Below are 16,514 nucleotides of genomic sequence, written 5' to 3'. Positions count from 1 at the left end.
TAAATAAAAAAAAACAGCCACAGAATATGTGGCTGTTTTTTTTAATCTCAATTTTGTGTCTACTTACTTCATAACACTTCTAAAAAGAAGTCCATAAGCTCTTCTTTAAGATCATAATGCATTCTAATGTAATCGCGCATATCGTCGCGTAAGGTATGTTGTTCATTTGCTAAACGGCCATCAATACTTTCATTAAAATCTACATTATTAATATTAGCCAATTTATTTCTACAACGATGCATTAATTTTGAAATCGCATCTTTTTCAATCATGATACGATTTTGAAAAACCTCTAGTTTTTTCAATTCAATAGGATCTTCAATTCGAGATACTATTTCTTCTAACTTTTCTTGGAAGGTATCCATTTCATTAAAATGAAATCTTAACTCACGTTTCCAAGTATCGATATTAAACTTTAAATCGCTTAAATACATTACTTTACTTTGCATAACTTATATATTTAGGTTGTTATTAATTCTTGTTGTTCTACTAGCTGTTTTTGAACATGTCCTGGCACTGGACTATAACCTTCAAAACTTGTTTTATAGCTCGCTCTGCCTTGAGTGATAGAACGTAGTTGACTTGAAAAATCTGTTAATTCCGCAGATGGAATCGTACATTCAATTGTTTGATAATTAGAGTCCGAATCTATACCCTTTATAACCGCTCTTCTACTCTGTAGCTCTGTCATTACATTACCTATCATTTGTTCAGGTAAGCGCAAAATCATTTTTTCAACCGGTTCTAAAAGTTTTGGATTTGCATTAAGGAAGGCTTCTTTAAACGCATGTGAACCAGCAATTTTAAATGAAATATCATTAGAATCTACTTCATGCATTTTACCATCATAAACCATAACTCTTATATCTCTGACGTAAGAATCAGTTAATGGACCTTGCTCCATAACTTCTAATATACCTTTCATTATTGAAGGTAAATAGCGTTGGTCTATCACACCACCAACAATACAGTTATAAAACACCAGCTTACCATCCCAAGGCAAATCAGCTTCTTCTTTTCCTCTTATAGAAAAGCCTTCTGGCTCTGGCATACCTTCAAAATACGGTTCTATTTTAAGATGTACCTGACCAAATTGACCAGATCCACCACTCTGTTTTTTATGTCTATAATTAGCTGTAGCACTTCGCTGAATGGTTTCACGATAAGAAATCTTAGGAGACTCAAATTTTGCATTAACCTCATAAACATTTTCTAAAAGCCATTTTAAAATCGCTAAATGCAACTCGCCTTGCGTACCTACTAAGGTTTGATGTGTCTCATGGTTATAAGTTAAATCTACCGTTAAATCTTGACTATGGATACGTTTTAATGCTTCACTAAGCTTTTCTTCTTCATTCTTTGATTCAGCAAAAACAGCTTTAACTAGTCTAGGTTGTGGAAATTTAATAGGTTTTATAGTTCCAGATTCTGGACTACTTGCAAGTGTATCATTGGTTTCTGTATACTTTAGCTTTGTGGTTGCACCAATATCTCCTGTAGATAATTTTTGAACTGTATGTTTTTCTTTTCCATCCATAATGAAGAGTTGATTCAGTGTTTCTGATTCTCCAGTTCTAGTATTGAAAAGTTTATCACTAACATTAACTTCACCTGACTTTACTTTAAAAAAGGTGATTTGCCCAAGGTTAGGCTGATAGATGGTTTTAAAGACAAAGAGTGATGCATCAGCATCCATTTCTGGTTTTACCAAATCACCCTCAATAGTTTGTTCTGGTTTTAAATCAGCTGCTGCTGGCGCTACATTATCAATAAAGCCCATCAAACGACCTGTTCCCATATCATTTAAAGCAGAAATGCAGAATACAGGAAAGAAATCATGATTCAACATACCCAATTTAATACCTTGTCGTAACTCATCTTCATTTAAAGTACCTTTTTCAAAATATAATTCCATGAGCTCTTCATCATTTTCGGCAGCTTTTTCTACTAATTCATTATGCAATTGATTAGCATAATCTAATTGATCTTGAGGTATTGGTAATTTTTCAGGTTTTCCTCCTTCAGGACCAAACTTGTAGCATTTCATCTTTAGAACATCAATAATACATTGCGCACCATCCATCTGTAGAGGATATTGAATTAAAACCGCATTATTGCCAACCAACGCTTTAAGACTGTTTGCGCTCATTTCAAAATTAGCTTTTTCACTATCTATTTTATTGATAACAAAAAGTGTTGGTTTGTTATAGCGATCTACATAATTCCAAATAATTTCAGTACCAACATCTACTCCATGTTTGGCATTAATTACGGTTACAATAGTATCTGCTACTCTGATGGAAGAAATAATTTCCCCAATAAAATCGTCTAAACCAGGTGTATCAATAATATTGATTTTATAATTTCTCCATTCGGTATGCAAAGGTGTAGAAAAAACAGAAGCACCACGTTGGTGCTCAATATCATGATAATCCGAAATTGTATTTTGTTGCTCTACTGTGCCTCGTCTGTTTATTAAACCAGCTTCATAGAGCATGGTCTCAGACAGTGTGGTTTTGCCAGTGTGGTGAGCACCGACAAAAGCCACATTTTTAATGTGTTTACTGTCAAATACTTTCATAATATTTATTTTTTGTGAAGATTAAATTGTTTAAAAATCGTTTCCTTAAAGGTAACTACCACAAAAAAGAAAAAATATGACTTAAGTTAGGTTTTGAGTATTTTTGAACTATAATTCACCTTTTTCAAAATAAAAATTGAAAAAAACGTCATTTTTCAACTCTCTTTTCAAAGATTTTCAGCAAACAGATTTGCTATGGAAAAAGGACGATGTATTACAACTAAAACAGTTTTGCATTAACAATATTGATTCTGAATTTCAAGTAAATAATCCTCATAAAAAGTTACGTTTGGGTAAATGGGTTGAGCAATTTGTTAGTTTTCAGTTGAAGCAAACTTCAAGTATAAAAATACTCAGTGAAAATTTACAGATACAAGATGATAAACAAACTATTGGTGAATTAGATCTTCTTATTGAAGAAGAAAAACAGCCAATTCATTTAGAGATTATCTATAAGTTTTATCTTTATGACAATAGTAAAACTTATAATAATCTATTAGAATACTGGATTGGACCAAACCGCAATGATACTTTAGTTTACAAACTAAAAAAGCTGAAAGAAAAGCAATTGCCTCTACTCTATCATAACAAAACAAAAAAAGCTTTAGAAAGCTTAAATCTTAGAGCTGAAGATTTTAAACAACACGTAAATTTTAAAGCACAACTGTTTTTACCTTATGATAATCAAAATGTTGATATTGATTCGTTGAATACTGATTGCATTCAAGGATGGTATTTAAATTTTGAAAAAATAGGTATGCTAAAAAATTATCTGTTTTATATTCCTGAAAAATTAGAATGGATTAATTCGCCTCATAATACAGTTGATTGGCTAGCTTTCGAAAATGTTATTATTGAAATTGAAGAGTCAATAGCACAAAAGCGATCACCTTTATGTTGGATAAAAGATAATACTAACGGATTTCAGAAATGCTTTATAACATGGTGGTAGAAAAACATAAGTATTATAAAATCTACAAGCCCTATGGTTATTTAAGTCAGTTTGTAAATCATCAAAACAAACGTAGGTCTAAAAAATTATTGGGAGAATTATATGATTTTCCTGAAAATATAATGGCAGTTGGCAGATTAGACGAAAAATCCGAAGGCTTACTTTTACTAACAACGGACGGTAAGTTTAGTCATCATATTACCAGTTCTGGTATTGAGAAGGAATATCATGTTATGGTTGATGGACTGATAACCGAAGAACATATTGAACAGTTGCAAAGCGGAATTAAAATTTCCATCAACGGACAACCTTACAATACAAAACCTTGTAAAGCTAAAATCCTAAAAGATACATCTCACATTTTTAATCGCTTTGTTAGAGATGAAAAACACGGCCCTACATCTTGGATATCTATAACGTTGACTGAGGGAAAATTTAGACAAGTTCGTAAAATGACAGCAAAAATTGGATTGCCTACATTGAGACTTGTAAGAGTAAGAATAGGTAATTATGAATTAGACGCTATGAAGCCTAGTGAAGTGATTGAAATTACTTAGTTAGAAGCTGTTTTTGCTTTCTCATCTTCCTCAGAAGTCCTTTCTTTTATTGTCATTTTTTGATTATCAAAAACTATAACAGCCTTAACACCTGTAAGTAAGTTCCATTCTTTAGAAGAAATAACATTACCTTGGTCATCATACACTACAAACTCAGCTGTATTTGGTCCAGATTCTCCTTGGTTTAAAGCTATTATCTCCACAGTATTTTTACCTTCTGCTAAGTTGACTTCTACTCTTCTATAATTACTTGTTAATAGCAAACTGTGTTTTACGATGTAATCATTCACTTTGATTTGAACTCTGTCGCCATCAGGAAACTCATGGTCTCTACAAACAATATTTACAAATTTAGTATCAACTTTATGTTCCCCAAGAAATTGATCGGACATGACTTGAATTATACCTCCTTTTGCAGCTTCCTTCTTCCAACGTTTTTCATAGATTTCGCTTGGACTTTTTAAGCCATCGTCATCTATCATAGAAAATGGCTTTTCTGTTTCTCTAATGACAAACTTCTTTTCTTCTGGTTTGGTATCTGATTTAGCTTTATCCTCTTCTTCCTTTTTAAGAATAGGTTCAACTTTAATTTTCACCTGAACGGAATCTTTTTCTTTTTTAGAAGGTTCTGCTGGAATTGGGATAGATTTATTCTGCTTATCTTTTACTTGAGCAAAAACCATCGTTCCGCTTAATAAGCAGAATAACACAAATATGATTTTTAGGGTTTTCACTATAATTTAATTTTTCTAATAAGGAACAAAAACTATACCTATTTCAAAATAAACGTATAAAAATATAAATCCTTACAAAAAAAAGTTAAAACTTACCATTGAAACTTATTCTTAACTTTCTGTTGTATTCTTCAAAAAGCCAGTCTTTGTAATTATCTGTACTATTCATAATACAATAACAGTACTGTTTAATTCTATAAGCAATTTCGTCTTGAAGATCTTTTACCAAATCTCTAGCATCAAAAACATCTTCACTATTTTCAATACAAATTTTGGAGTGTTGTTCTATAGAACGCTCTATGACTGTAAATGATTTTTTACCAGAATTTAAGACATCCTTATACTCTGCCTTAACATCAAAATCGAGATTGTCTGAGTTTTTGAATTTTTTCTTGATGTCATCAGGCATTGTGTACACAAAATCTCGTTCAATAGACTCATCATCAACAATATTCTCAAGATAGAAGTCTGGATATTTAAAAATGTGTTGCCAATCTACAGGTTGATTCCAAGGTCCAAATCGTGCGATATTATTTCCTAAATCAATAACTTGAAACGTATTTCTATCTTGATAGATACGACTACCACGACCAATCATCTGAAAATACAAAGTTAAAGAACGTGTTGCTCTATTGAGAATAATAGTTTCAACTGAAGGTTCATCAAAACCAGTGGTTAGAATACTTACGGAACTTAAAACTGCGTCTGGTGTGTTTTTAAACCATTTTAAAATCTCTTTTCGTTCTTGTTTACCAGCCGTATTATCTAAATGCCTAACATTATAGCCCGCTTTTTTGAAGGTGTAATACACCTCTTTTGAAGTGTAAATACCGTTATTAAAAATCAATGTCTTTTTACCTTTGGCCAATTCTTCATAAGCGTCTAAAAGCTTAGATTGCATAAGGCTGTTGGTGTATAAGGCTTCAGAAGATTTTACGGTATAATCACCATTAATTCCAATTTTAAGACTTGTTAAACCAACATCATAATGATAAAACTCAGCATCAGCTAAAAAGCCATTTTTAATGAGTGTAGATATATCATCCCCAACAATGAGTTTATCGTAATTGTCTTTCATTGGTAACTTTATGTTGCTGCTCAACGGAGTTGCGGTAACACCAAGAATAAAACACGCTTTAAAAAACTTAAATAGTTTTCTAAATGAATTATAGTGAGCTTCATCAATAATAACAAGACCAATGTTTTTTAATTCAAAATCCTTATCAGAAAGCCTATTGTTTAGTGTTTCTACCATTGCCACAAAACATTGATAGTCATCTTGATCTGGTAAAGTTTTTACTTTACTGTTAATGACTTTATTTTTAACATTAAAGCCAGATAACACATTAGACGTTTGTTTACAAAGCTCTATGCGATGCGTGAGTATAACGACCTTTTTATTGTGTTTTTCTATATAGCGTCTTACAATTTCAGAGAAAATGACTGTTTTCCCTCCACCTGTAGGTAATTGGTACAGAAGGTTAAAATCATCGGACTCTTCATACATAACATCAAAAATGCGGTTAAGATCTTTAACTTGGTAATCGTAAAGACGCTTTTCCGTTGTAGAATCTTGTTGCATTTTAGTTTGGGTTGACATGTAGCTCTTTTCCTATTGAATTAATTTTGCAAAAATAACATATTATAAAGGTTTTTAGGATGAATTGTTAACAACATTTAACAAGATTGGTACTGTTATTGTGTTTCATAAAATATTAACATTTAAATAATTATATTATGAAATCATTTAGACGACATTCTGCAACGGTCAATGCAGGATCTATGGCAGACATTGCCTTTTTGTTACTAATTTTCTTTTTAGTAACTACAACTATTTCTGCCGATAAAGGCATTTTAAGACAACTACCTCGAATTTGTGAAACAGGAGATTGCACTAAAGATATTCCCGAACGGAATTTGTTAAGAATAGCCCTTAACGATAAACAGGAAATTATGGTTAACGAGGAAATTGTAAACCTTGAAGCTATAGAAGATTTAGTAGAATCATTTGTGGATAATAATGGTTCGGATAATTGTGATTATTGTTATGGTGAAAAACTATCAAACTCATCTGACCATCCTCAGGAAGCTGTAATTTCATTAAGTCACGATACGTTGACTAAATATGAAGCTTTTATTGCCGTACAAGACGAAATAACCAAAGCTTATTACAACTTAAGAAGTAAATATGCCAAAATGAAGTTCAATAAGAGTCCTGAAGAGTTATCGGTTGAAGAATTAGAGCTTATAAAAAAAGCATATCCATTTATAGTTTCTGAAGTTGCTGTAAAACGACCTAATTAGATAAGGTATCTTTCGGTTTTAAGCAATACTGAATGTTCACGTTCTTTTTGCCCCAATTTCTTGCTTTTTTTACGTCTGTTCCCATGTAAATATCGATACGTTTTCGATAGCGTCTGTTCATTTTATCTTTTACGATGTAAAGACTATCAAAACCTTCAATTTTAACTTCGGTATTATGCACAAGACCAGAATCTATCAAATCTCTGGAAACTGCGATATATCTCAAACCTGGTTTTAAACTATCACCAAAGGCCGTAATATGAGGATTTGAGCTAGTCTGATAAACTAAAGAGTTGTAAGCCGTTGCTGTAACGTCTAAATCTTTGTTATAGCAAGGCTTTTCTACTTGTTTATCACAACTAATAAGTAGTATTAATAATAGTATGACTTTTATAATCTTCATAAATATAAATATACTGATTAAAGTTAAAATCTGTTAAATCAATAGTTTAGAAACTAGAATCTGTAACATTTTTATAAATCCATCGTCTATTAAGTGTAAATCAATTAAAAAACAAAAATCATGAGAACATTAAACAGTAACCATTTATCAGGTACAACAACAGACACAAAAAGCTACACTTGGAATAGTAAAAGACGCTACAGATAGTTGTAGTAAAACATCAATCAAAAAATCAAACAATCATGAAAACTTTATCTAAAATTGTCAATACATCTAATAGTCTAGATGATGACCTAGAAAACATTAAAATGTGAGATACAATCAGCTAAACACACAGAAAATTAAAAAGTCAGTTCCAAAAAGATGAAACTGACTTTTTTTATATTCTTAAGATTGCAATCTTAGTTCTTCATTATCTTCTTAGTAAATGAGCTATTTAAAGTGGATAGTTTCACAAAATAAACACCAGACTGGTAATTAGTCATATTTATATTATTAGTGTTATTTGGCACTAAATTTCCTTTAGTGATGGTTTGCCCTAACATATTGAATACTTCATAATCTATATTATCATTCAATTGTTTCACTGTTATACTTAAGTCATCATTAACAGGATTAGGATAGAAAGAAATATAATTTTCTAAACCATATTCATCAACGCTAAGAGGGTCTAGTACATTAAAAGTAATGGACTCAGAAGAACCAAAATCACCACCAGAAATAATCACTGTGCCATTTTCATCTTCTAAACTATAACTTCCTATTCCATAATCACAACACATACCGTCATCATAATCATCATATATTGTAAATGTATAACATTCTGAAAAGGTAGGAATTGTAATGTTTTCAACATAAGATGTCTCATCAGCATAACTAAAAGTCGGACCACTCGCTACCACAGTACCAGAACTATTTACAAATTCCCATGAGGTTTCATCTCCAAATTCATCTGTCAATAAATTTAAAACTAATGAGGTTGTTGAAAAAGATGGCGATATTTGAAAATTAAAAACAAAATTATCGTTAGATGTATTTTCGTCTATGGTTGAATTAGGATTGGTAACATTTATAGTAAATGAATGAGAGCCTACAGTTAATCCACTATAAGTTGGTGTAGCAACAACAACAGAACCATCACTAGCCAAATTACCAGTCCAATTTATGGTTGTTGGTGCTTCCGTATCCAAATAATAAGAGACCACTGCCGAAGTTAAATTAAGGTTTCCTAAGTTGGTTAACGTAACCTGAGGTGAAAAATCCTCACCACAAATTTCTGAACTATTGCCTGAACCTGCGGTTACCCGAGCATCAATATCATAAGTTTCTAATGCTGGGTATATACCCAATTCTATTACTCCAGAATCCGAAGGGTCTAACCACTCTTTTAATCTTGAAGAAGTAGAACTTCCAAAATCCCAAGCAACACCAAAACGACCATAAATATCAAAACCACCATTGTCATTAGTTCCTGCACAAGCAGCACTACCACCTGAAAGCATACCAATTAAATGTCCATTCTCATTGAACAAACCTGAACCTGATGAACCGCCTTCTGTAACTCCTAAATCCCAATCGGCTATTCTCCACATTTTAGCAGCACCATTGCCATTAAAACCAGTAGTTATACGTGTAGCTCCATCATCATCTCTACATGTTTTTTGTATATCACCACTCGGATGATGAACACCAAAATTTACTGAAGGCAACTGTGTTGTTGATCTGTTCCAACCTGCCCACACAACATCTGGATTGTTGTTAAAAAATGTTGGGTCAGTTATTTCAACCAACTCCATATCTGATTCATCACTTGCAGCTCTGAGAATTGCACCACTTACTGTTTGATTAAATGACCCATTTGTACTATTAGCAGTAGTACCACACGAAGGATTAGGACTTCTCCAATTAAATCTGAATGCCCAAGATCCTTCTCCTCCTCCACAGTGATTAGCTGTTAAGAAATAAGGTGTTCCATCATTATTTGTATTATTAACTAAAGTACCAGAACAAAATGAAAAACCTCCGGTTAAAAGCATTCCAGCAGCCTTTTTAACCTCCTCTTTTCTTGTATTAATTTCAAAAGGATCTGAAGTTGGAGTAATATCACAATCTACATCATGATTACAATCACCTGAATCACCTAAATTTTTCTGATACGTTTCAGCAGTACGATAGCCATGAACAACAGAACCTATAGTTAATTTTGCCATTCCAACCGTATTAGCTGGTTCATAATATTCAATCCAAGCTTTGTTTCCTTCAACTAACCAAGTTCCTAAAACTTCTTCAGCATTATTGTTATGATGGGTAAAAGGACGTAGTAAATCTGTTTTCTCATCATTGTATACGTAAAGTTTAGCTCCTTCAGGAATTTTAAAAATATCAAACATAAAATTTAATGTTAAAGCTCCTTCCGATGTATAGGCCATTCTCCAAATTCGGTCACCGTTGTCTAAAGTTGTCCATTTTCCTACTTCGTTAAAGTCGTGATCTACATAAATGTCATGACCAAATCTCCAAGGTTTAGACTTGTCTTGGTCATTAATTTTATCTTCTTCTTGTAATTTTTTAAGATTAAAAGACGCTAATTTATGAGCCTTCACATTTGGTAACCCTTCTAAGTTCCAACTTGGAGGCTTTACTTCATCGGGTATAACTTGGGCAAAACCAAAAACACAAGTAAATAAAAAAGTAAATAGTAATTTAAATTTCATAATTGGGATTTTTAATAGAGTGCAAAAGTAAGCATTTATAGAATATTTAAGAATATTTTAACTAAAACCAGATAGTATCTTTAACTAAAAAGCTAATACACTAAATTTTAAATAATTGAACACCTTAAAATCTATGAGCTACAAAACAAGTGAGTTAATTGATTTTTTCAAAATTGGATATACTAATTAAGTTATTATATCTACCAATCTAAATAATACACATATTAAGTATAAGCATAAAAAAAAGGTCAGCAATTGCTGACCTTTCAATCTTTAAAACATATTAATTATGAAACTTCAATTTGTTTTAAAGGTTTTTTCTTAGCCTCATCACGTTTAGGTAAAACTACATTTAGTAAACCGTCTTCGTACTTAGCTTCAATTTTATCTGTTTCTACAGTTTTAGGTAATGAAAATGTTCGTTTGAATGAAGAATAGCCAAATTCACGTCTTGTATAATTTTCTTTAGTCTCTTCTTCTTCGATATTGGATTCTGCTGATATTGATAAAACATCATTTTCAACATTGATATTGAAATCAGATTTTTTCATTCCAGGTATGGCCATTTCTACCACATATTCATTGTCATTATCTAAAACATTCACTGCTGGTAACGTAATACCAGTATTGAAGTTAGATAAAAATTCATTTCCAAAGTTTTCGTTAATTATATCATCCATCCATGATGATATGCTTGGTAATGTTCTAAAACCTAATTTAGAATTTCTATCACTACCATTTCTCTTAACAGTTGGGATTAAATTGCTCATTAGTTTTATATTTTAAATTAAACATCAATTTTCCCAGTACTATTCAAAAAAAATGCCATCACAAAAATTGGCAGAATCAAAGATAAAACACATGTCAAAATTTCATCATAACAAGCTATTATAATGACAATTAGACACGTTTTGTGATTTTAAAAATTAGTAAGAAAGTAGTTCTTTCAGTGCAGATTCAAACTTACCTTTGGCTAAATACTGATTTTCAAGCTGATTTATAAATGGAATAGGTGTATCCATACTTGCAACACGCTTAACAGGTGCGTCTAGATATTGAAAACATTCCTCCATAAGCATAGCTGATATATCACTTGCAATTCCACCAAACATAGAATCCTCTTGAAGAATAATAGCTCTACCTGTTTTCTTTACCGAATTGAAAATGGTTTCTTTATCTAAAGGATTTAGAGTTCTTAAATCAATTAAATCTGCTGAAACTGACAGATTGTTTCCTAAAGTTTCTAAAGCCCAATGTACACCAGATCCATAGGTAATAATAGAAACTTGATTTCCTTCTTTTAATAATGATGCTTTTCCAAACGGAAGCGTATAATAATCCGTAGGAACTTCTTGTTTTATACTTCTATAGAGCGCCTTGTGCTCAAAAAATAGCACTGGATTAGGATCATTAATAGCTGTTGCTAATAGTCCCTTTGCGTCATATGGAAAAGCTGGATAAACGACTTTAAGACCAGGTGTTTTTGTAAACCAAGCTTCATTGGTCTGAGAGTGAAATGGACCTGCAGCAACACCTGCACCACAAGGCATCCGTACCACAACATCAGCCTGCTGTTGCCATCTGTAATGAGATTTTGCCAAATAATTTACGATAGGATTAAAACCAGAAGTCACAAAATCAGCAAATTGCATTTCTACAACTGCTTTCATTCCTGAAATAGACAATCCCATTCCAACTTCAACAATAGCGGATTCGCATATTGGTGTATTGCGTACACGTTCTTTACCAAAGCGATTAACAAAACCTTCTGTGACTTTAAAAACACCACCATATTCAGCAATATCCTGTCCCATTATCACTAAGTCTTTATGCTTTTCCATAGATTGTTTTAAACCTTCAGAAACAGCATCTACCAATCTTATTTCATTTGTAGTACTATTTGGCTTATAATCCTTATAATCAAATGGTTTATAAACGTCACTTAACTCAATAGTTTCATTAGGAATTATATCTGATTCTGCAAATGCAGACTCCAAAGCTGTATCAATTTCAGCCTTTATATCAGAAATATATTGCTCATCAATTTCAGTATTAAGCACTTTTTTACTGAATAAATAACTACGGTAATTCTCAATAGGATCTTTAGCTTCCCATTCTTGCATTAAGTCCTCAGGAACATATTTTGTACCACTCGCCTCTTCATGTCCTCGTCTTCTAAAAGTTTCGAATTCTATCAAAATTGGTCTAGGACGTTTTCTAATACTTTCAACTAGTTTTTTAACCTTAGTGTAAGTTTCTATGATGTTATTTCCATCCAATACAAAAGATTCTATACCATAACCTCTACCTCTATCGGCCAAATGCCTACAGTTGTATTGCTCATTAGTTGGAGTGGAAAGACCATAACCATTATTTTCTATACAAAAGAGCACAGGTAATTGCCATACTGAAGCAACATTTAACGCTTCATGAAAATCTCCTTCACTTGTACCTCCTTCTCCTGTAAAAACAGCTGTAACCTGACCATTGTTTTTTAAAATATTAGCTAGTGCGATACCATCAGCAACTCCTAATTGAGGTCCTAAATGCGATATCATACCAACAATGTTATATTCTTGAGTCCCGAAATGGAAAGACCGATCACGTCCTTTCGTAAAGCCACTAGCCTTGCCTTGCCACTGACAAAACAATCTATGTAAAGGAATTTCTCTTGTTGTAAAAACTCCAAGATTTCTATGCATTGGCAGAATATATTCGCTAGGTTTTAGAGCCATTGTAACACCTACAGAAATGGCTTCTTGCCCAATACCAGAGAACCATTTAGAAATTTTACCTTGACGTAAAAGAATGAGCATTTTTTCTTCAATAAGTCTCGGTTTCAACATATTGTAATAAAGCTTTAATAAGCTCTTATCTGTCAAATTTCTCTTATCGTAATCTATATTGCTTTTTGTAATTGTAGGCATAGAATATTCTTTCTGTAAAGTTTCAAATGTAAATAAAATTGCTTCAATAATGTAGAACAGACTCTAAATTGTATATAAATCCGACCTAATATTTTTAGCGCTATTTTAATTACCTTTGTATATTGTCTAAAAAAACAAAAACAAATCCAATGGATAGAATACCTAGTGTAGATTTAAAGGATTTCATCTCTGACGATCCTAAAAGAAAGCAAAAATTTATAGATGAAATAGGAAAAGCTTATGAAGATATAGGTTTTGTAGCTTTAAAAGGTCATTTTTTGAATGATGAACTAGTAGATAGACTTTATGGAGAGGTGAAAAACTTTTTTAACCTACCGTTAGAAACCAAAGAAAATTATGAAATCCCTGGAATTGGTGGTCAACGTGGTTATGTGTCTTTTGGAAAAGAAAGTGCTAAAGGTAAAAAAGAGGGAGATTTAAAGGAGTTTTGGCACTTTGGGCAATATGTAGAAGATGATGAAGAGCGTAGAAAAGAATATCCTGAAAATGTTGAAGTAAAAGAATTACCAGAATTCAATAAAGTAGGTAAAGAAACCTATCAAATGCTTGAAAAAACAGCAAAATATGTTTTACGAGCTTTAGCTTTATATTTAGGTTTAGAAGAAACTTATTTTGATAATTACATTCATAATGGTAACTCAATTTTAAGACCAATCCACTATCCTCCAATTACCCAAGAACCTAAAAATGCTGTTAGAGCTGCAGCGCATGGTGATATTAATTTAATAACACTTTTAATGGGTGCTCAAGGACGTGGCTTACAAGTGCAACGCCATGATGGTGAATGGGTAGACGCTATTGCTGAACCAGACGAATTAATGATAAATGTTGGAGATATGCTATCTAGACACACCAACAATAAATTAAAATCTACAATCCATAGAGTTATTAATCCACCTCGTGAACTTTGGGGTACTTCTCGTTACTCTATACCTTTCTTTATGCATCCTATCAGCGAAATGAAGCTAGATGTTTTAGAAAGCTGTGTAGATGAGGACAATCCTAAACTTTATAGCGATATTACTGCTGGTGAATTTTTAACTGAGCGTTTAATTGAACTTGGACTTATAAAAAAATAGTTAGCCGTTCATAGTCCTCAGTAAGCAGTGCATTAAGAGAAAGTGCTAAATACTGAAGACTGAAAACTAATAATTGAACACAAATGGATTTACAGGACCAATTAAAAAACCTATTCCCAGATCATGTTCCTGAACCTTCTGAAGAAAAGGAAGAACAAAGTGATATATGGTTGCAAGACGACCCAATTATTTGCAAATACGAAAAGCGCAAAGGCAAACCAATTACCATTTTAGAAGGCTATAATGGAGCCGCAGAAGATTTCAAAAAATTAGCCAAGGATTTAAAAACTCAACTTAGTGTTGGTGGAAGTTTTAAAGATGATAAAATCATCATTCAAGGGGATTATAGAGATAAAATCATGGCTATTTTAAAAGAAAAAGGGTTTAACGTAAAACGTGTTGGTGGTTAATATATGAGTGAAAATTGTTTGCATATTACAAATGGTAGTGCTTTAACAGATTACCTAAGAGAATTAGACTTTAAAGAGGATATTTTAACATGGCAAGAAATGCTATGTGAAGGTCCTACAATTCCAGCTATAAATTCAGATGAATTCTTCAATATTAGAACCAAATTCTTGAAGAAATATTATGATATTGAAGTCGATAGATCAGCTCTTATAAGAGAATTATCAAAGTTGGATAAAGTCGAAAAATACGATGAAATCAACCTATGGTTTGAATATGACTTGTTCTGTCACATCAATCTTCTAGGCGTTATCAATTTAATTCATCAAAAAGAAATAAAAAAACCTCTATATCTTATTTGTAGCGGACGCGTTGAAGGTGAAAAAAGCTTAAAAGGTTTACCAGAATTAAGTCCTGCACAATTAAAAAGTCACTACAAGAATAAAATACGGTTGACAAAAGACGATATTGATTTAGCCATTGCTTTATGGAGAACTTATTGTGGCAAAGATCACAACATTTTAAAACCTTACATCGTCAAAGAATCTAGTTTTAAGTACATGAGTAACTGCCTAAAGGCACATTTGCAGCGTTTTCCATATCAAAACAATGGTTTAGGAATCATAGAACAAAATATTCTTAAAATCATAAAAGAAAATGATATAAAATCTGTTCATCATTTATTAGGATATGCTTTAAACTATCAAGGCTATTATGGTTTCGGCGATACACAATTTCATCGCATTATAGAAAAGCTATCCATATTTTATGATATAACACAAAATGGATTGATGTTAAATAGAAAAGGACATGAAGCTCTTTTTAATAGACACAATTATGCTTCTGAGATTAATAATGATATGTATTACGGTGGAGTAAATCGTTTGGAATATCAATTCAGTATAGAGCAAAATAAACTTGTAAAAACTATCGTAAATGCCAATTAAAGATTCAGAATTAATATTAAATCCTAATGGAAGTGTTTATCATCTCAATTTGAAGCCTCAAGATATTTCAGACACTATAATTTTTGTTGGAGATCAGGATAGAGTTGAAAAGATTACAAAACATTTTGATAGTATTGAATTCAGTACACAAAAAAGAGAATTCAAAACACAAACAGGATATTATAAAGACCGAAGAATTACTGTAATTTCAACAGGTATAGGACCTGATAATATTGATATTGTTCTCAACGAATTAGATGCTTTAGTTAATATAGATCTTAAAACCAGAAAACCAAAAACTGAACTCACAAGTTTAAATATCATTAGAATAGGAACTTCTGGTTCTTTGCAGCAAGATATTCCAGTTGATGCATTTTTACTAAGCACACATGGACTTGATGTTAACGGTATGCTTCACTTTTATCAAATAGAAGGTATTAGTAATCCCGAAATTGAAGATGCTTTTATAACGCATACTAATTGGGACAAAAATAAAGCACGTCCTATTATCATAAATAATAGTAAGTATCTTGAAAAATATTTTGAAAGTGATAAAATATTCAAAGGTATGACAGGTACAGCTGGTGGTTTCTATGGACCTCAAGGACGCGTCTTAAGATTACCACTTCATGATCCTGATTTAAATTCTAAATTAGACAATTTTAATTACAAAGACTTTAGAATCACCAATTTTGAAATGGAAACCTCTGTAATATATGGACTTTCAAAATTACTAGGGCACGAAGCATTATCTCTGAATGCTATAATTGCTAATAGAGCTACTGGCGATTTTAGCAAAGACCCAAAGAAAACAGTAGAAAAATTAATTGTATATGCGCTAGAACGCATAGTAAACATATAGTGTTATTCCACTTTCACGGAAAGCA

At 32.0% G+C, this 16,514-nt stretch carries 15 protein-coding genes; 7 read left to right on the top strand and 8 right to left on the bottom strand.

What is annotated here, in order from left to right; genetic code table 11:
• Nucleotides 1-68: 68 nt before the first annotated feature.
• Both AC2H4K_RS16835 and AC2H4K_RS16830 read right to left on the bottom strand, forming a co-directional pair.
• Nucleotides 69-449 (bottom strand): hypothetical protein, encoded by a 381-nt coding sequence (locus tag AC2H4K_RS16835; RefSeq protein ID WP_281139368.1) that lies wholly within the window; start codon nt 447-449, stop codon nt 69-71.
• 11 nt (nt 450-460) lie between these two features.
• Nucleotides 461-2,581 carry an elongation factor G gene (locus AC2H4K_RS16830; RefSeq protein ID WP_281139369.1) on the bottom strand — a complete coding sequence of 707 codons (2,121 nt, stop codon included), beginning with the start codon at nt 2,579-2,581 and terminating at the stop codon, nt 461-463.
• A gap of 136 nt (nt 2,582-2,717) precedes the next feature.
• On the opposite strand from AC2H4K_RS16830, the gene AC2H4K_RS16825 reads away from it, so the two are divergent.
• Together AC2H4K_RS16825 and AC2H4K_RS16820 are read left to right on the top strand one after the other, a co-directional pair.
• Nucleotides 2,718-3,533: a DUF1853 family protein gene (locus tag AC2H4K_RS16825; RefSeq protein WP_281139370.1), complete on the top strand. Its 816-nt coding sequence runs from the start codon at nt 2,718-2,720 to the stop codon at nt 3,531-3,533.
• Nucleotides 3,512-4,090, top strand: a complete 579-nt coding sequence (locus AC2H4K_RS16820) for a pseudouridine synthase (RefSeq protein ID WP_493742644.1) — start codon at nt 3,512-3,514, stop codon at nt 4,088-4,090. The genes AC2H4K_RS16825 and AC2H4K_RS16820 overlap by 22 nt, the downstream gene beginning before the upstream one ends.
• On the opposite strand, the gene AC2H4K_RS16815 is transcribed toward AC2H4K_RS16820, so the two are convergent.
• Together AC2H4K_RS16815 and AC2H4K_RS16810 are read right to left on the bottom strand one after the other, a co-directional pair.
• Entirely contained in the window at nt 4,087-4,824 is a 738-nt protein-coding gene (locus tag AC2H4K_RS16815) for a hypothetical protein (RefSeq protein WP_493742643.1), read from the bottom strand. The two genes, AC2H4K_RS16820 and AC2H4K_RS16815, sit on opposite strands and share 4 nt — an antisense overlap.
• An 85-nt stretch (nt 4,825-4,909) precedes the next feature.
• Nucleotides 4,910-6,424 (bottom strand): DEAD/DEAH box helicase, encoded by a 1,515-nt coding sequence (locus AC2H4K_RS16810; RefSeq protein ID WP_281139373.1) that lies wholly within the window; start codon nt 6,422-6,424, stop codon nt 4,910-4,912.
• A gap of 137 nt (nt 6,425-6,561) precedes the next feature.
• Between AC2H4K_RS16810 and AC2H4K_RS16805 the strand changes: the two genes are divergently transcribed.
• Entirely contained in the window at nt 6,562-7,128 is a 567-nt protein-coding gene (locus AC2H4K_RS16805) for an ExbD/TolR family protein (protein WP_493742642.1), read from the top strand.
• Here the strand turns inward: AC2H4K_RS16805 and AC2H4K_RS16800 are convergent.
• The 4 genes from AC2H4K_RS16800 to AC2H4K_RS16785 form a co-directional block, all read right to left on the bottom strand.
• On the bottom strand, nt 7,121-7,531 hold the full coding sequence (locus AC2H4K_RS16800; protein WP_493742641.1) for a 3D domain-containing protein: 411 nt from the start codon (nt 7,529-7,531) through the stop codon (nt 7,121-7,123). The two genes, AC2H4K_RS16805 and AC2H4K_RS16800, sit on opposite strands and share 8 nt — an antisense overlap.
• 401 nt (nt 7,532-7,932) lie before the next feature.
• Nucleotides 7,933-10,245: a T9SS type A sorting domain-containing protein gene (locus tag AC2H4K_RS16795; RefSeq protein ID WP_281139376.1), complete on the bottom strand. Its 2,313-nt coding sequence runs from the start codon at nt 10,243-10,245 to the stop codon at nt 7,933-7,935.
• Nucleotides 10,246-10,532: 287 nt separating this feature from the next.
• Nucleotides 10,533-11,015 carry an Hsp20/alpha crystallin family protein gene (locus AC2H4K_RS16790; RefSeq protein WP_281139377.1) on the bottom strand — a complete coding sequence of 161 codons (483 nt, stop codon included), beginning with the start codon at nt 11,013-11,015 and terminating at the stop codon, nt 10,533-10,535.
• A 156-nt stretch (nt 11,016-11,171) separates the two neighbouring features.
• Nucleotides 11,172-13,172, bottom strand: a complete 2,001-nt coding sequence (locus tag AC2H4K_RS16785) for an alpha-ketoacid dehydrogenase subunit alpha/beta (protein WP_281139378.1) — start codon at nt 13,170-13,172, stop codon at nt 11,172-11,174.
• A 149-nt stretch (nt 13,173-13,321) separates the two neighbouring features.
• Here AC2H4K_RS16785 and AC2H4K_RS16780 point away from each other — a divergent pair, with 149 nt between their 5' ends.
• The 4 genes from AC2H4K_RS16780 to AC2H4K_RS16765 all read left to right on the top strand — a co-directional run bounded on the left by AC2H4K_RS16780 (nt 13,322) and on the right by AC2H4K_RS16765 (nt 16,489).
• Nucleotides 13,322-14,272, top strand: coding sequence for an isopenicillin N synthase family dioxygenase (locus tag AC2H4K_RS16780; protein WP_281139379.1), 951 nt, complete (start codon nt 13,322-13,324; stop codon nt 14,270-14,272).
• Nucleotides 14,273-14,355: 83 nt separating this feature from the next.
• Nucleotides 14,356-14,682: a translation initiation factor gene (locus tag AC2H4K_RS16775; RefSeq protein ID WP_281139380.1), complete on the top strand. Its 327-nt coding sequence runs from the start codon at nt 14,356-14,358 to the stop codon at nt 14,680-14,682.
• 3 nt (nt 14,683-14,685) lie between these two features.
• Nucleotides 14,686-15,627, top strand: a complete 942-nt coding sequence (locus AC2H4K_RS16770; protein WP_281139381.1) for a DUF1835 domain-containing protein — start codon at nt 14,686-14,688, stop codon at nt 15,625-15,627.
• A complete protein-coding gene (locus tag AC2H4K_RS16765; protein ID WP_281139382.1) occupies nt 15,617-16,489 on the top strand; it encodes a nucleoside phosphorylase in 873 nt (290 codons plus the stop codon). The genes AC2H4K_RS16770 and AC2H4K_RS16765 overlap by 11 nt, the downstream gene beginning before the upstream one ends.
• The last annotated feature ends 25 nt before the right edge of the window (nt 16,490-16,514 follow it).

This window comes from Winogradskyella sp. 266wxhm (assembly GCF_058964685.1).
This window is presented reverse-complemented; position numbering and strand designations above follow the sequence as displayed.